Below are 15,041 nucleotides of genomic sequence, written 5' to 3' on the forward strand. Positions count from 1 at the left end.
ACAGCCGGTGTCCCACCTCTGCCTCGTGCTATACCATGCACATGAGCACGACGGGGGGCGCCCATCAGCATCAGCACGGCGGCGAGCGCGGCCGCGCGGCGGCCAACCTCAAACGCGAGGACAACGCCGCCGCCGGCCTGGCCGCGTGCGACATCACGCCGGAGCTCGAGCGTCGCCAGTCCCGCGAGCGCGACTACGACCGCGAGCTCGCGGCCATGCGCCGCCTGGGGGCGAGCTTCGGCGGGAGCCCCGAGCACATCTTCGACACTCTCGCTCTGGAGGCCCTGGCCATGACCGGCGCGGGCAGCGCAGGGCTCACGCTCAGCGAGGTCCTGCCCGGCGGGGGGCACACGGTGCGCTGGTCGTCGCTGGCGGGCGTCATGAAGGGGCACGACGCCCCGCAGGTCGCGTGGCACGAGAGCATCGGCGGCGCCTGCATTCAAGCGGGGCGGCCGCTGCTGTACAAGGACCCCGCCATCGCCTTCCCGCGCCTGGCGGACCTCCGGCCGCTGATGCGGGAGGCGCTGGTGGTCCCCGTGCCGGGGCCGCACGGCGGGATTCAGGGCGGCAGCGCGGGCTCGGGGTCGGCGGCGTTCGGCCACGGCGGGCGCGACACCTCGCAGGTGCACGGGCCCATCGGGGCCGTGTGGGTGGCGCTGCACGAAGGGCAGGTCCGCACCGGGCCCAGCGGGGAGAACGGCGGGGCCCGGGTGCCCTTCGACCGCGAGGACGTGCGGCTGCTCACGGCCCTGGCGGTGTTCGCGGGCGCGGGCGTGGTGGCGGCCAAGCTCCAGGAGGAGAGCAACATCGCGCGGCGCGAGGCCGAGCAGGCGGCCGAGGACCTTCGCCGCAGCAACCGCGACCTCGACGAGTTCGCGCAGATCGTCGCCCACGACCTCAAGGAGCCGCTCCGCGGCGTCCGCGCCTATGCGGAGATGGTCCGCGACGACGCCGGGGCGGTGCTCGACCCTGCCAGCCTCGCGCGGCTGGAGTCGGTCGGGCGGCTGAGCGAGCGCATGAGCGGGATGATCGGGGGCCTGCTGGAGTACGCCCGCGCGGGGCACGGCGAGCTCAAGGTCGAGCGGCTGGAGCTGGGCACGCTGGTGCACGACGCGTTGGACGCTGTGCGCTGGCTCGTGGAATCCGAACGCGTGCAGGTGACGGTCGCCAGCGGCCTGCCCGCGGTGCGCGGCGACCGCTCCCTGCTGCTCCAGGTCCTGACCAACCTCCTGAGCAACGGCATCAAGTACAACCGCTCGCCGCTCAAGACCCTCGAGGTCGAGGACAGCGAGCAGCACGGGGAGGTCACGCTCCGCATCCGCGACAACGGCCTGGGCATCCCGGCGGAGGAGCGCGACAGCGTCTTCCGCATGTTCCGGCGCGGGCGGGCCGCGGCCGCCGTGGCCCCGGGCACCGGCGTGGGCCTCGCCATCGTGCGCCGCATCGTCGAGCGGCACGGCGGGCGGGTGTGGGTCGAGCCTCGGCCTGACGGCCAGAGCGGTTCGGTGTTCTGCCTCACGCTGCCGCAGGCGTGACAGAGCGTGACAGAGCGTGACAGTGTGTGACAGAGTGTGACAGAGCGTGACACGGCCTGACACGGACGCGTCACGCGCCGTTGACGGCTCTTGTTCTTCACTGATCATCCGGTCAGGCCCCCGGCCGCTCGCTCCAGACCTGCTCCATGGTGCCCGCCTGCTCGTCAGTGAGCAGCATGACGCCGCGGTAGTGCTGCCGCCACACCCCCCACGTGTGCACCACCGGGCAGGCGAAGGGCTCGCAGTGGCGGGAATCGCCCTCGCGGGCCACGATGCGGCGCGCCCGCGTGCCCGAACTCTCCGCCAGGCCTCCGCTGTTCACCCCGCCCGCCTCCCCGCCGACCCCGCCGCTCGCGATACTCTCAACCACCACCCGCCCGCACAGCCCCGGCGTGCGGCGGGCGCCCGGCATGCGCTGCACCACCCACACGATGTCGCCAGCGGTGAGTCGATCAAGCTTCGCCCCGCCGCGGGCCTCCAGCGTGCCGAAGGCGGCGGAACCACCGCAGGGCGATTCCTGGGACGACGAGTAGATGATGGCGTGCATGGGGCCCCCTTCCAAGGTGGTACGCCCGCCGGACCCCCACCGGCCCAACCCCGCGGCCCGAATAACCCGCCCCCTCACTGCCCCAGCGCCCCACCTTCACTTGGTCACTCTGTCACTCTGTCACTCCGTCACTCCGTCACTCCGTCACTTCTTCCGCGCTGCCATCTTCTCAGCGCTGGGCACCTTCACGTGGCTGGCGAGCCGCAGCACGACCAAGCCGCGGATCACCCAGTAGCTCACGTCAAGCTCCCACCAGCGCAGGCCGTGCCGCGCCGAGGTGGGGAAGGCGTGGTGGTTGTTGTGCCAGCCCTCGCCCATCGCCAGCACGCCGACGATGGCGTTGTTGCGTGATTCGTCGTGGCTGACGAAGGGGCTCGTGCCCCACAGGTGGCAGATGGAGTTCACGCTCCACGTGATGTGGTGGTTGACGAGGATCCGCACCAGGCCGCCCCACAGCAGCCCCAGCAGCGCCCCCTTGAAGGTCATCGTCAGCACGCCCCCAAGCACCGCCGGGATCACCAGCCCCATGATGACCCAGAACTTGAAGTGGCGGTTGGCCGCGGCCACCACCCGGTCCTCGCGCAGGTCCTTGGTGTACCGCGCCAGCCCCCGCTGGTGGCCCGCGAGCATCCAGCCCATGTGCGCGTGGTAAAAACCCTTGAGCGTGCCCATCAGCGTGGCCGCGAACTCACCGCCGGCGTGGTGGTGGGGCGAGTGCGGGTCGTGCTCGCCGTCGGCGTGCTGGTGGTGTTTGCGGTGGGCCCCCGCCCACTCGATCACCGGCCCCTGCACCGCCATCGAGCCCAGGGCCGCGAGGATGTACCGCACCGGGGCCACGGCGGTAAAGCTCTTGTGCGTGAACAGCCGGTGGTAGCCGACGGTGATCCCCAGCGCCGTCAGCATCGACATCGACAGGGAGATCGCCGCCTGCGTCCAGTCGAAGGCCGTGCCCCACGCGAGGTAGATGGCGAGCCACAAGCCCAGCAGGGGCACCACCACCGCCGCCATGTTCACCCGCCGCACGGTGCGGTCGGCGGGGCTGAGGTGCTCGTGGGCGTGCGAGTGAGTGTGGGGGTGCGGGTGCGAATCCCCGTCCGCTTGGGTGTGATCATGCCCGTCACGGACGCCCGAACCCCCGTCTACAGGGCTCTCTACCACGGCTACGGATCCGACAGGCTCAGGATGTTCCGGCGTCAGTGTCTCTGGCAACGCCCAGAGAGTAGCGGAATCGGGGGATCGACGCCCGGGGGGTTGATTGCCCCCCCACCCTTCGCCCCCACGGCTTCTTGGGGTTTGAACCACAGAGCACACAGAGGGCACAGAGGAAGGCGGTTGGGTTCGGACGCAGCCGCACCCCGCGTGCCATGGCGACGTCTTCGTCGCTATGTCCCCTTCCCCCTCGCGTGCTATACCACGCTTCATGCCCCCCAAGCCCCCCACCCTGCAGGTCCACGAGGTCATCAAGACCTTCGACATCGCCATCCCCGGAGGGCCCGAGTACCGCGTCGAGATCATCCGCGAGGCGCCCTCCCGCTACCGCCTGCGCACCTGGCTCTATGAGGTCATGCAGGTCGAGGTCCCCGACTTCATCCGCGCCGAGAAGACCAGGGGCAAGAAGCCCTACCCGCGCACGTGGCACCCCACGGTGCTGGAAGAAAGCGGCGGCTTCCCCTGCCACCCTGAGAAACGCTACCGCACCGCGGCCGCGGCCAGGGCGGCGATGCTGAAGGCGTTCAGGCGGCAGTTCACAGTTGCGCAGTGAACGTGCGTGAGTCTCTTGAGCGGCGGAGCCGCGCGCAGCCGGTAGCCCGGGGCGTGGGCCCCCGTGACGCGTACAGACGCGAAAGCCCCGGCGGGGCGGCAGGAGCATCAAGGCCAAGGCGAGAAGGCGTTGGCTCCGGTTGGGCACTCGGGGAGAGGTGCGGCAAAGCCGCGCACCCCTCCCCAGTGCCCAAATTCCCGGGGCGTTGGCGTCGCCGGTATAGATGAGCGTCGCCGTACCTCGGAGCGGTCAACGGCCGACCTGCTGGTGTCGGGCAAGAGGGGTGAGCGGTCGTGCGACCTCCTCCCGACACCTTCGCGAAGCGTCCCAAATGGTCTTTGCCTTTGTCCGCGCACCCGTGGCATCGGTCCGCGAGCGGAAGTCGTACCCCCCCACCGCGATGTCCTCATCTCGGTGGCGGGGCCGGTGCATGCTCCCTGTGGGCCAACCACACCACCGCTCCCGACACCGGCGCCAGCAGCACGAACAGGCACCACCACGCCCGCGCCTTTGCGGTCATCAGTGAACGCGTCGCGATCCACGGCAGCAGCACCGCCGCCACCACCGCGTGCCCCAGCAGCGCCCACCCCAGCAACCCTACCACCGCCTCGACCGCACCGATGACCCCCATGAGGACAAGGGCGATGGGGTCGAGAGAGAGTGGCATGCCGCCGAGCTGGAGCAGGGGGAACATGTTTGTCGTGGAGGTCATGCTGCGCTCCTTGCTCGCGCCGTGCGCCCTTCCGCGCGGACCCTCTATGCTCATTCGAGCGGCGCTGTGCTCCGTCTACGCTGCGCGTCGCGCCGCTTCCCCATAAGTGGACGCCCCAAACCGCACGCTGAACCGCGCCGGGTGGCCGCGCTTGGTGCTCCGCTCCGCGTGCACCTCGTACTCCACGCCGCGCACATTCGCGGGCACCGTGCCATCCACGAACGTCTTCGCGCCCGTGGTCCCGATGAACTCCCACCCGCCCTCACTGCCGCCCATCACGCGCCGCCGCACGAAGTACAGCACGCCGGTCGAGCCCGCGGGGTGCTTGCACTCCCACCGCAGCGTGACGCTGCCGTCCTGCAGCAGCTCGGCGCTGAACCCCTCGGGTGTGCCGGGGATCGCGATGCTGCCGCCGGCGCTCGGCGGGGGGATCATCGCCCGCGCGTACACATCACGGTCCCCGCTCATCGCCGCGTAGGTGCGGATCGTCGCCATCGCCGCCGAGCCGGTCTTCGCCAGCGCCCCGACCGCGCCATAAAACTCCGCCGTCGCGGCCACGCTTTCCGCCCTCAGTCGGGTCATCGTCTCGTCCGCCGCCTCCGCCGCCGCGAGCTTGTCCTGCACGTCCGCCAGCAGCCCCGGGCCGATGCCGATCGACGCCGCGTGCGTCGCCCACGCCGCGATGTGCTCGCGGTAGAACGCCACCTTCTGCCGCCGGTCGTTGGGAACCACCATCTTCTTGCCCATGGCTTCAAACTCCGAGAGGGCGTTGTGCCCACGCCTCTCGTCGGCCCGATCCCGCCCGCACTTTCGTCACAGGCGGCATATTCCATCCTGTCGAGGTTGAGCCTCCCTTCGCCGCTCACCGCTAAACCCCGGCATCTCCGCCGCTTACAGCGGGCGGCGAGCGCCGAGACCCCACCGCCCCACAGCCGCCGTAGGGCCTTCAAAAACGGCAAACAGCCGTCCCACAACGGATGTGGGACGCCCTACAGCGGCTGTGGGACGCCCCACAACGGCCGTGGGACGACGGGTTGGAGCTGTGCAACGACCCACCGGCGTTGTGGGGCGGCGCACCGCGGCTGTTCAACGCCCCACGGCCTTTGTGGGACGGTGCACCGCGACCGTTCAACGACCGACGAGAGCCGCTGAACGCCTCACACGGTTCGTGAACAGTGCCACTGGCAGCTCGCCTGCCAGTGCCGCGGTGGCGCCGTGCGCACGGGAGATTGACCGCGCCCCTCGTCACCGCCACACTGGCGGACGAGCCGCCAGTGGCACTTCGCGGGAGTTGCGCTGCCCGTGCCACCCGCCCAAGGCTTCGTTAGGATGCCCGTGTGCAGCAGTTGATCCAGTCCATCCAGCAGCTTGACAGCGGCACGCACGTGCTGCTCGGCATCGCGTCCTTGCTGTACGTTGCCGCTGTCATCCCCATCCTGTTCGCGATCGCATTAGTGTTCGTGCCGAGTCGGGCCCTCCGGTTCATCGGATTGATGACCCTCACGCTGCCTGCTATCGCCATAGCCGCCGTGTTCGCGTTCGCCGCGGCCACACATCCGGCACCTCGGACGTCCCATTGGAACACGACCACGCTCTTTTGCTGCGCGTATTGGGCCTGGTACCTGCCCCGGGAGAAAGGACCCACCCGACGCGGCAATCGGAAGCCGCCGAACAAGTAGTTGGACCCACTTTGCCGCACCTCTCCCCGAGTGCCCAACCGGAGCCAGGGCATTCTCATTGTTCTGCGAGACCGCTCGGGAGTGTCTTGGCAGGGTCGATGGTCTGCCCCGCCAGAAGAAGGTCTCGCAGCCGCCGCGCGTGCTTGAGAGCGTGGGGGATTGAGTCCAGGAGGTAGCGGAGCTCCTGCTCGGCGTGCGCCGGGTCGCTGGTGCGAGTGCGGGCGAAGTCGCTGGCGTGCTCGTCGATCCAGACGAGGTGGCACAGCGTGCGCGAGAGCGCGAATGCGACCGGGTCGATGTCCGTGCGCTGAGGGTCGATCGGGCTCTCGCCGGGCGGCGGCACGGGTTGCTCCATGGGTTGAGTGTACCTGGGGCGCTTCACCCGCCCCGCTGGGGCGGTGGCGTTGCGGGTGCACGCGTCCGGGGGTGTTGAGGACGCCACCCCCGGCTAGGGCCGTGCGCCGCGTCCGCGGCGGGGGCAGCACGACCAAAAGACGGACCGTGCCACCCGGTCGTTACACTGCGATGATGCGACGCGGGGCCATACAGGTGACCATCGTGCTAGTGCCGACGTTCATGGCCGTGCTGGCAACGGGCTGCCGATCACGCCCGATCGACCGCATCACGCCGGTGTTCGGAGAGGCGGATGCGGTGCTCGAGGAATCAGGAAGCATCGCCCGTCTCCTCAAGCCCGGTGCTCCTACACCTCCGAAGTGGCGGGTGGATGAGCGGCATTGGTATTACGAGCGATTCGGCTTCGTTCTCCGCGAGTCCGCAACGGGTGAGCTCAAGGCCTCGCCGATGACTGCGGAAGACCGGCGGAAACTCGAACTCTTTCGCCGCCCCTAAACTCCCCCACAATGACCACCGCCCCTCACCTCCCCACCTCCGCACCTTCCCACCGCCCCACCACTCCCCGCACCATCCGCGCCCCGCGCGGCAACACCCGCGTGTGCTCGTCGTGGGCGGCGGAGGCGGCGATGCGGATGCTGATGAACAACCTGGACCCCGAGGTGGCGGAGAACCCGGCGGAGTTAGTCGTGTACGGCGGCAAGGGGAGGGCGGCGCGGGACTGGGCGTGCTTTGATGCGATCGTGGCGACGCTCAAGCGGCTCAAGCCGGACGAGACGCTGCTGGTGCAGTCGGGCAAGCCGGTGGGCGTGGTGCGGACGCACGAGGATGCGCCGCGGGTGCTGATTGCGAACAGCAACCTGGTGCCGCACTGGGCGACGCAGAAGCACTTTGACGAACTGGCCGCCCGCGGGCTGATGATGTACGGGCAGATGACGGCGGGGTCGTGGATTTATATTGGCACGCAGGGGATTCTGCAGGGGACGTACGAGACGTTCGCGGAGTGCGGGCGGCAGAAGTTCGGCGGCGATCTCAGCGGGCGGCTGTGCGTGACGGCGGGGTGCGGCGGGATGGGCGGCGCTCAACCGCTCGCGGCCGTGATGGCGGGCGGGGTGTGCCTGATCGCGGATGTGGATGCGAAGAACTTAGAACGACGGAAGAAGGACCGGTACCTCGATGAGATCGCGCCGACGATTGAGGCGGGTGTGTCGCAGTCGCTGAAGTACAAGGAGCAGAAGAAGGCCGTGAGCGTGGGCGTGTGCTGCAACGCGGTGGAGCTTTTGGATTACCTGATCGCGAAGAACATCACGCCCGACGCCCTGACCGACCAGACCTCGGCCCATGATCCTCTGAACGGCTACGTGCCCATCGGTATGACGCTCGAGCAGGCCAACGCCGCGCGGGCGGCGGACCCGGCGGGGTACACCAAGAAGTCCCTCGCGGCCATGGAGCGGCACGTGCGCGCGATGGTGACGCTGCACGAGCGCGGGGCCGTGACGTTCGACTACGGCAACAACATCAGGCAGCGGGCCCTGGAGCAGGGGTACAAGGACGCCTTCAAGTTCCCCGGCTTCGTGCCCGCGTTCATCCGGCCGCAGTTCTGCGTGGGGCGGGGGCCCTTCCGGTGGGTGGCGTTGAGCGGGGACCCGGCGGACATCGCGACCACCGACCGCGAGCTGCTGAAGCTGTTCCCGGAGGACAAGGGGCTGCACCGCTGGCTCACGATGGCGGGCGAGCGCGTGGCCTTCCAGGGCCTGCCCGCCCGCATCTGCTGGCTGGGGTACAAGGAACGCGACCAGGCGGGGCTGCTGTTCAACCGGCTCGTGGCGGAGGGTAAGGTGTCCGCGCCGATCGTCATCGGGCGCGACCATCTGGATTGCGGCAGCGTCGCGTCACCCAACCGAGAGACGGAGGCGATGAAGGACGGCACCGACGCCGTGAGCGACTGGGCCCTGCTCAACGCGATGGTCAACGTCGCCAGCGGCGCCTCGTGGGTCAGCTTCCACCACGGCGGGGGCGTGGGCATCGGCTACTCCCAGCACGCGGGGCAGGTCATCGTCGCCGACGGCACGCCCGAGGCGGCGAAGAGGCTGTCCCGCGTGCTCACCAACGACCCGGCGATGGGCGTCTTCCGGCACGCCGACGCGGGGTACGACGAGGCGATCGCGTGTGCCCGCGAGCGCGGGGCCGATGTGCCGATGATGTGACGGGTGTACCGGCAAGCTCCGCCCCGTCGGGGCGGAGAGGATGTGCGCGAGCTTCCACGGGTTCCGCTCGCCCGCGGACGGGCTCGCTCCACCCGCGGCTACAGCACTGAGCCCCGTTCGGGGCTCGATGCACTGAGCCCCGATCGCTGCTCGAGGGATCCAGAGCTCCGCCCCTCCGGGGCGGTAAGGATGTGCGCGAGCTTCCACGGGTTCCGCTCGCCCGCGGTCGGGCTCGCTCCACCCGTGGCTACAGCACTGAGCCCCGTTCGGGGCTCAAGACAGCATGGGCACGATCAATTTTCATTGTGACTACTTCCCCCTGGCCTTTGGCCCCGAACGGGGCCGAGTGCTGTAGCCACGGGTGGAGGTCGCCTCCGGCGACCGGAACCCGTGGACAAGGACGCCGTTATTCTCTCTTCCTCTCTCCCTTTCCCGCCCCGGAGGGGGCGGAGCAAGGAGCCATGGCATGCCCGGCACGTACTCGCAGATTCTGCTGCACGTCGTCTTCTCCACGAAGCGCCGTCTCCCCTGGCTTACTGCTGACATCCGGCAACCTGTCTACGACTACATCGGCGGCATCATCCGAGGCGAGAAGGGCGTGCTCCACGCCATCGGCGGGGTCGAAGACCACGTCCACATGTACTTCCGCTGGCGCACCGACATGTGCATTTCCGATCTGATGCGCAATGTGAAGGCACACTCCTCCCTCTGGGTACACCAGAACTACACCGCGCTCCGCGACTTCGCATGGCAGGAGGGCTACAGCGTGTTCTCCGTCAGCAAGTCGCAGGAGCCCGCGGTCAAGCTGTACATCGCGAACCAGGCCGAGCACCACGCGAAGGAAGACTTCAAGTCCGAACTTCTGCGCATGCTGCGGTTGCACGAGATCGATTTCGAGGAGCGGTACGTCTTTGACTGATGCTCCGCCCCCTTCGGGGCGGCGACGGTCTGCCTGCTTGCCACGAGTTCCGCGGCGAAGCGCCGCTCCACCCGTGGCTACAGCACTGCTCCCATTCGGGACGCGAGCCACGGCCCCGCACGTCCGCTAGCGAGCCTCACCTTCGCGCATCCCCCGCCCCCACCGCCCCTTGCCGCAGGCCGCGAGAAATCCCGCGGAAATCAGGCATCCGCCCGCGACCGCCCGCGTAATGGCCGTGGCTCGCGCGCCCTCACGGTCCCGGCTGTCCGTTCGTCCAGGATCCGCCCCCTTGCAGCCCACCAACACGCGTCAGCTGGCGGAGTTTGCCACGCAGCTGCTGCACGCCAACCGGCGGGCCGAGGCCGCGCAGGTGCTCGCCGACGCCCTCACCGCGGCACCCGCGGACACGCACATCAACGAGCTCGCCGGGTACCTCGCTGCGACCGAGGGCCGCTGGGCCGACGCCGCCCAGCGCTACGCCCTCGCCCTCCGCGGCCGCCCCGAGAACCAGGTGCTCGCGCTCACCCTCGCCAAGGCCCACTTCCACGCGGGTGACCGGGCGGCGGCGCGGAAGGTGATCGAGAAGCCCGCGGCCGCGGGCAACCCCGAAGCCCGCCGCATGCTGGGGATGCTGCTGGCCTCGGGCGGCGAGCCCTTCGCCGGCGCGGCCCACCTGCGGGCGTTCATCGCGTCGCGTCCAAAGGGCGCCCCCGCGGACCTGGAGGCGGTCGGAGCTCTCGCCCACGCGCTCAAGGAGTCAGGGCAGGCCGATGAGGCGTTGGCGCTGCTCCGGCCGCATGTCGAGGCCCGCAACGCCAACCCGCGCCTGCTGCACCTCTACGCTTTCACGCTCAACTACGCCCCCGGCGTGAGCACCGCCGATATCGCGGCCGCGCACCGCCGCTACGCCGCGGCCTTGGAAGCAGAGCCGGGGGCGCGGGCGGCCCCGGTGCACCGCATCCCCCCACCGGAGGCGGGCGGCGAGCGCCCGCGGCGGCTGCGGATCGGGCTGGTGTCCGGCGACTTCCGCCGCCACTCGGTCACCAGCTTCCTGCTGCCGCTGCTGGAGCACGTCGGCCGCGGACGCTTCGAGATCGTGTGCTACTCGACGCACGCCGCCGAGGACGACTTCACCCGCCAGTACGAGCGGCAGGCGACGCACTTCCGGCGCGTGCACACGCAGAACGCGGACGAGCTCGCGGCCACCATCGCCTCCGATCGCGTGCACATCCTCATCGACCTCGCGGGCTGCACGTGGAACAACCGTCTGGCGGTGTTCGCCCGGCGGCCCGCTCCCGTGCAGGTCGCGTGGCTGGGATACCCCGCGCCTACGGGCCTGAGCGCGATGGACTTCCGCGTGGTGGACGCGTTGACGGACGCGGCGGACGGTGCACCGCTGGCGGTGCCCGAGCAGCCCCTGCGGCTTGAGCCCTGCATGCTCGCGTACCGCCCTTACCCCGATGCGCCCCCCGTGAATGAGCGGCCCGCGGGCGCGCCGCTGGTGCTGGGGTGCTTCGGGGCCGTGCCGAAACTCAACGCCCCGCTGCTCTCGCTGTACGCCCGCACCCTGGAGGTTGTCCCCGGGAGCGAGCTGCTGTTCAGGCACGTGTCGCTCGCGGAGGCCGGGCTCCGCGAGGACCTGGTCAAGCGCGTGATGGCCGCGGGTGTGAAGGACCGCTCCCGCATCAAGGTGGAGCCGCCCGCGCCCGCCGAGGGCTCTGTCATGCCCGCGTACCACGCCGTCGACATCTCCCTCGACACGTTCCCCTACAACGGCACCACCACGCTCTGCGAGTCGCTGTGGATGGGCGTGCCCGTGGTGTCGCTCACGGGCGACCGCACGGCCTCGCGCATGGGGCTCACCATCCTCTCGCGGGTGGGGCTGCCGGAGCTGGCGGCGAGCTCTGAGGACGCGTTCGTCAACACCGCCGCTCTGCTCGCAAGCGACCACCAGCGCCGGGCGGAGCTGCGGCGCACGCTGCGGGCGCGGGTGCAATCGGCGCTGTGCGATGCGGGCTCGTTCGCTCGGGCATTCGAGGACGCGCTCGAACAGTCGTGGTGCGCACGCAAGCCCTAGTGCACGCGAGCGCAGTGCGGCGGCTGCCCGTCCTCTCCGAAGCTCAGCGTCACTTCCGCCCGGTCTTCAAGTCCTCGGGCTTGATTCCGTACTTCTTCACGGCCTTCTCCGCGTGCTTGACATTCTCCTGCCACTGCTTGAACGCCGGATCCTTCTCGCGGCTGGCGTCATAGGTGGAGGGCTCGGGCTTGCCGGTGGGAGCGTTGGACTTCGGCGGCTTGGGCGCCTTCGGGATAGTCGAGGTTTTCGAGGCCGAGCCACTCGTCACCGGCGGCTTGGGCAGCGGGCGCGACGTGTTGCCCGTCGGCTTGGGCAGGTTCGCGCTCATCGATCCGCCGGTTGGCTTCGGGGGCGCGATCGGAGCCTTGCCCAAGGCCGCAGGACCGCTGGCGCCGCTCGCCGATGCCGAGCCCGCGGAAGCAGAGGCGCCGGACTTCGCGGGGCCCGCAACGCCGGCGTTGCGACTCGTGCTCTTCGACGCTCCCGCGGAGCCGTTGACGGCCGCGGGCTTCTTGTCCTTCCCGGTGGGTGCGCCCGGACCGCCAGCGTTGGGGCCAGCGGGGCCCGGGCCGCGCCCACCTGCGGCGCCGGGTCCGGCTTTGCCGGGCGGCGCGGGTTTATTCGCGCCACTCGCCGCGGACTTGTCCTTGGCGGCCGGGGCGGCGCCCGGCGGCGTGGGCAGCGGGCGGTTCGCGTTCTTGTTCACGGGCTTGTTGGGGGGCGGCGGCATAGCAGAGTTCCAGTGGATGGGTGTGTTATTACCTTTGGTTAGGCCTTGGGCTTCTGACTTCCGGGCTTCGTCGTCGGCGCAGGCGTCGACGGGCGCGCGGGCGGCTTCGCCCCGGTGGGCGCGGGCTTCTTGATAGCCAGCTTGATCTCTTTCTGGGGCGTGGCGACTTTCGGTGCCTTAGCCGCGGCCTTCGCGTCAGCCTTGGCGACGACCGACTTCTTGACACCCGAGGCGAACGCGGCGACCGGGCCCAGCGGCGTGACGCTGGCGGCGCCCATGGCGGCCGCGGCGGCCCGCGTGCCGGCGGGGATCTTGGGCATGTCCTTGCTCGTGCGCCCGGTCACGATGGCTTTGATGTTGTCCTTGGGCCCGCCGATGCCGCCCTGGCTCTTGTACAGCGCGTTGTAGGTTTTGCCGATCTGCTTCACGCCCTGCTTGAGGTGGTCGGCGACCTTGCGGTTCGCGGGGTTGTTCTTCGACACGGCGCGGGCTCCTGTGAAGCAGCGCGCCCGCAGCGGTCCCCCCGCCCGGCACACGCGGGGGCGAGTATAACGGAGTCCCGTCAGCGATGTGCAGCTGGCGCCAGCTAGTGAGGCTTTGCCCGCTCGCCCATCAGCTTGCGGGCCTTCACAACGTCACCAACGAACTCCACCGTCCCGCAGTCCAAGCACATGTTGGCGTCAACGGCGACGTCATTGGACGCCATGGTGAGGAACGGCGTGTTCTTCGGGCGAAAGGTGAGGCTGAAGGAGCCGAGAGCCCCGGGCTCCAGCCGCGTGCCGCCGCATCGGATGCACTTCTTGGTGTCGCTCATCGCCGGCCCCTGCGTCAGGACATCCCCGCCACGCGATCGACCTCGTCCAGGCTCGTCACGCCGTCGGCCACCAGCCTCCAGCCGAACTGCTGGAGCGTTGAGAATAGCCCCTGCTCGATCACCTTCTTCATCGCTGTGATCGAGGGGTCGCGGAGCACAATGTCGCGCAGCTCGTCGTTGAAGTCCAGCAGCTCGAACAGCGCCCGCCGCCCGCGGTAGCCCGTCCGCAGGCATCGCGAGCAGCCGGTGGCCGTGTAGATCTGCGTCTTTCCCTGCAGGAACTTGCCCAGGCGCGTGGCCTGACCGGGAGCGACCGGCTGCAGCCGCTTGCAGTTGTCGCACAGCATCCGCACCAGCCGTTGCGCAAGGATCAGGTCGAGCGAGTTGGCCACCAGGTGCCGCTCGACCTTGAGGTCCAGCAGGCGGAACACGGCCGTGATGGTCTCCTTGCTGTGCACGGTGGAGAACACCAGGTGCCCGGTGATGGCGGCCTGCATGGCGGTGCGGGCGGTCTCCTCGTCGCGGATCTCGCCCACGAGGATGACGTCGGGGTCCTGGCGCAGCACGGATCGGAGCAGCTGGCCGAAGTTGTTGCCCTTCTGCTCGTCCACCGGGATCTGCGTCACGCCCGCGAGCTGGTACTCGACGGGGTCCTCGATCGTGATCACGTTACGGGTGGTGCGGTCGATTTCGCGGATGGCGTTGTAAAGCGTCGTCGTCTTGCCGCTACCGGTGGGGCCGCAGGTGATGATGAGGCCGCTGTCCTGGCTGCACACCTGCCGGATGCGCTCGTGCATCCAGGGCGTCATGCCCAGGTCGCCCAGCGATTCGGGCGTGCCCCGCTGGTCCAGACGCCGTACCACGAGCTTCTGCCCGTACATGCTGGGCGTGAAGCTCACGCGGTTCTCCACCCGCCGATCCGGGAACACCGTCGAGAAGTGCCCGTCCTGCACCGCGTCGCGCCCCGCCACGTGCATGTGGCACGCCGCCTTGATTACGCCGAACACCAGCTCGCCCACGCGCTTGGGCAGCTCCATGATCGGCACCATGTCGCCGTCCACGCGCATGCGGACGTTGCAGATCTCCGCCTTGGGCTCCATGTGGATGTCGGTCGCCCGGCTTTTGCTCGCCAGCTGGAACAGCATCCGCACCGCGTTGGGCCCATCGCTCGTCCCTGAGAGCACGTCGCTCGGATTACCGTTCGCATCGACGATCCGCACCTCCTCGGGCGCGCTGTCCTTGGGCGGCAGGGCGTTCATTACCTCCGCCAGCTCGAACATCCAGCCCACCTCGCGGCTGGCCTTGAGCCCCGTCTCCTTTGCGATCTCGCTGTGCTCGTACGCCGCATTGACGTCGAGCTCCTTTGCCTGCAACTCCGGGATATTGGGCCGGTCGCCCTCGATCAGGAACTCGTGCTGCCCCACCTTGAGCACATCGCCGGGTTTGAGGATCGCCGTGGTGACCTTCTCTTCGTTGAGCTTGGTGCCGTTGCGGCTGCCCAGGTCGCGGACCATCCAGCAGCCCTGGTGGTCGAGCTCGATGACGCAGTGGCGGCGGCTGGCCCGCTCGTCGATGAGCGGGATGGTGTTATCCGGCCCGCGCCCGATGCTGACAGCACCGTCGGTGACCTGGAGAGCCTTGGCGTTGCCGCGGATGGGGGTGAGCTTGAGGCGGAGGGACATTCGCGTGGATGGTACCGGGTTGGGAG

At 69.6% G+C, this 15,041-nt stretch carries 16 protein-coding genes; 7 read left to right on the top strand and 9 right to left on the bottom strand.

The window, feature by feature from the left end; all coding sequences use genetic code 11:
* Window positions 1–41 precede the first annotated feature (41 nt).
* Window positions 42–1,535, top strand: a complete 1,494-nt coding sequence (locus tag VD997_08995; GenBank protein HYE62120.1) for a HAMP domain-containing sensor histidine kinase — start codon at window positions 42–44, stop codon at window positions 1,533–1,535.
* 112 nt (window positions 1,536–1,647) lie between these two features.
* On the opposite strand, the gene VD997_09000 is transcribed toward VD997_08995, so the two are convergent.
* On the bottom strand, window positions 1,648–2,082 hold the full coding sequence (locus VD997_09000) for a hypothetical protein (GenBank protein ID HYE62121.1): 435 nt from the start codon (window positions 2,080–2,082) through the stop codon (window positions 1,648–1,650).
* A gap of 144 nt (window positions 2,083–2,226) precedes the next feature.
* Window positions 2,227–3,291, bottom strand: coding sequence for an acyl-CoA desaturase (locus VD997_09005; GenBank protein ID HYE62122.1), 1,065 nt, complete (start codon window positions 3,289–3,291; stop codon window positions 2,227–2,229).
* Between the two features lie 211 nt (window positions 3,292–3,502).
* Between VD997_09005 and VD997_09010 the strand changes: the two genes are divergently transcribed.
* Window positions 3,503–3,844: a hypothetical protein gene (locus VD997_09010; GenBank protein ID HYE62123.1), complete on the top strand. Its 342-nt coding sequence runs from the start codon at window positions 3,503–3,505 to the stop codon at window positions 3,842–3,844.
* A 406-nt stretch (window positions 3,845–4,250) separates the two neighbouring features.
* Here VD997_09010 and VD997_09015 read toward each other — a convergent pair whose 3' ends face one another.
* Both VD997_09015 and VD997_09020 read right to left on the bottom strand, forming a co-directional pair.
* Window positions 4,251–4,556 carry a hypothetical protein gene (locus VD997_09015; protein HYE62124.1) on the bottom strand — a complete coding sequence of 102 codons (306 nt, stop codon included), beginning with the start codon at window positions 4,554–4,556 and terminating at the stop codon, window positions 4,251–4,253.
* A 75-nt stretch (window positions 4,557–4,631) separates the two neighbouring features.
* On the bottom strand, window positions 4,632–5,303 hold the full coding sequence (locus VD997_09020) for a fibronectin type III domain-containing protein (protein ID HYE62125.1): 672 nt from the start codon (window positions 5,301–5,303) through the stop codon (window positions 4,632–4,634).
* 590 nt (window positions 5,304–5,893) lie between these two features.
* Here VD997_09020 and VD997_09025 point away from each other — a divergent pair.
* Entirely contained in the window at window positions 5,894–6,235 is a 342-nt protein-coding gene (locus VD997_09025) for a hypothetical protein (protein HYE62126.1), read from the top strand.
* A 55-nt stretch (window positions 6,236–6,290) separates the two neighbouring features.
* Here the strand turns inward: VD997_09025 and VD997_09030 are convergent, their stop codons facing one another.
* Entirely contained in the window at window positions 6,291–6,590 is a 300-nt protein-coding gene (locus VD997_09030; protein ID HYE62127.1) for a hypothetical protein, read from the bottom strand.
* Between the two features lie 173 nt (window positions 6,591–6,763).
* Here VD997_09030 and VD997_09035 point away from each other — a divergent pair, with 173 nt between their 5' ends.
* From VD997_09035 to VD997_09050, 4 genes are all read left to right on the top strand, one after another.
* A complete protein-coding gene (locus tag VD997_09035) occupies window positions 6,764–7,084 on the top strand; it encodes a hypothetical protein (GenBank protein HYE62128.1) in 321 nt (106 codons plus the stop codon).
* Window positions 7,085–7,095: 11 nt separating this feature from the next.
* Window positions 7,096–8,793, top strand: coding sequence for a urocanate hydratase (gene hutU, locus VD997_09040; protein ID HYE62129.1), 1,698 nt, complete (start codon window positions 7,096–7,098; stop codon window positions 8,791–8,793).
* A 466-nt stretch (window positions 8,794–9,259) separates the two neighbouring features.
* Window positions 9,260–9,712 carry an IS200/IS605 family transposase gene (gene tnpA, locus VD997_09045; protein ID HYE62130.1) on the top strand — a complete coding sequence of 151 codons (453 nt, stop codon included), beginning with the start codon at window positions 9,260–9,262 and terminating at the stop codon, window positions 9,710–9,712.
* Window positions 9,713–10,001: 289 nt separating this feature from the next.
* Window positions 10,002–11,789 carry a tetratricopeptide repeat protein gene (locus VD997_09050; GenBank protein ID HYE62131.1) on the top strand — a complete coding sequence of 596 codons (1,788 nt, stop codon included), beginning with the start codon at window positions 10,002–10,004 and terminating at the stop codon, window positions 11,787–11,789.
* A 49-nt stretch (window positions 11,790–11,838) separates the two neighbouring features.
* On the opposite strand, the gene VD997_09055 is transcribed toward VD997_09050, so the two are convergent.
* The 4 genes from VD997_09055 to VD997_09070 all read right to left on the bottom strand — a co-directional run bounded on the left by VD997_09055 (window position 11,839) and on the right by VD997_09070 (window position 15,015).
* Window positions 11,839–12,519 carry a hypothetical protein gene (locus tag VD997_09055; GenBank protein HYE62132.1) on the bottom strand — a complete coding sequence of 227 codons (681 nt, stop codon included), beginning with the start codon at window positions 12,517–12,519 and terminating at the stop codon, window positions 11,839–11,841.
* Window positions 12,520–12,557: 38 nt separating this feature from the next.
* Complete coding sequence (locus tag VD997_09060; protein HYE62133.1) at window positions 12,558–13,001, bottom strand: hypothetical protein; 444 nt, start codon at window positions 12,999–13,001, stop codon at window positions 12,558–12,560.
* Between the two features lie 104 nt (window positions 13,002–13,105).
* Window positions 13,106–13,333: a hypothetical protein gene (locus VD997_09065; protein HYE62134.1), complete on the bottom strand. Its 228-nt coding sequence runs from the start codon at window positions 13,331–13,333 to the stop codon at window positions 13,106–13,108.
* Between the two features lie 14 nt (window positions 13,334–13,347).
* The gene (locus tag VD997_09070) at window positions 13,348–15,015 is read right to left on the bottom strand and encodes an ATPase, T2SS/T4P/T4SS family (GenBank protein ID HYE62135.1); all 1,668 of its coding nucleotides are present in this window, start codon (window positions 15,013–15,015) and stop codon (window positions 13,348–13,350) included.
* Between the last annotated feature and the right edge of the window lie 26 nt (window positions 15,016–15,041).

This window comes from Phycisphaerales bacterium (assembly GCA_035627955.1).
Lineage (GTDB): Bacteria > Planctomycetota > Phycisphaerae > Phycisphaerales > UBA1924 > JAEYTB01.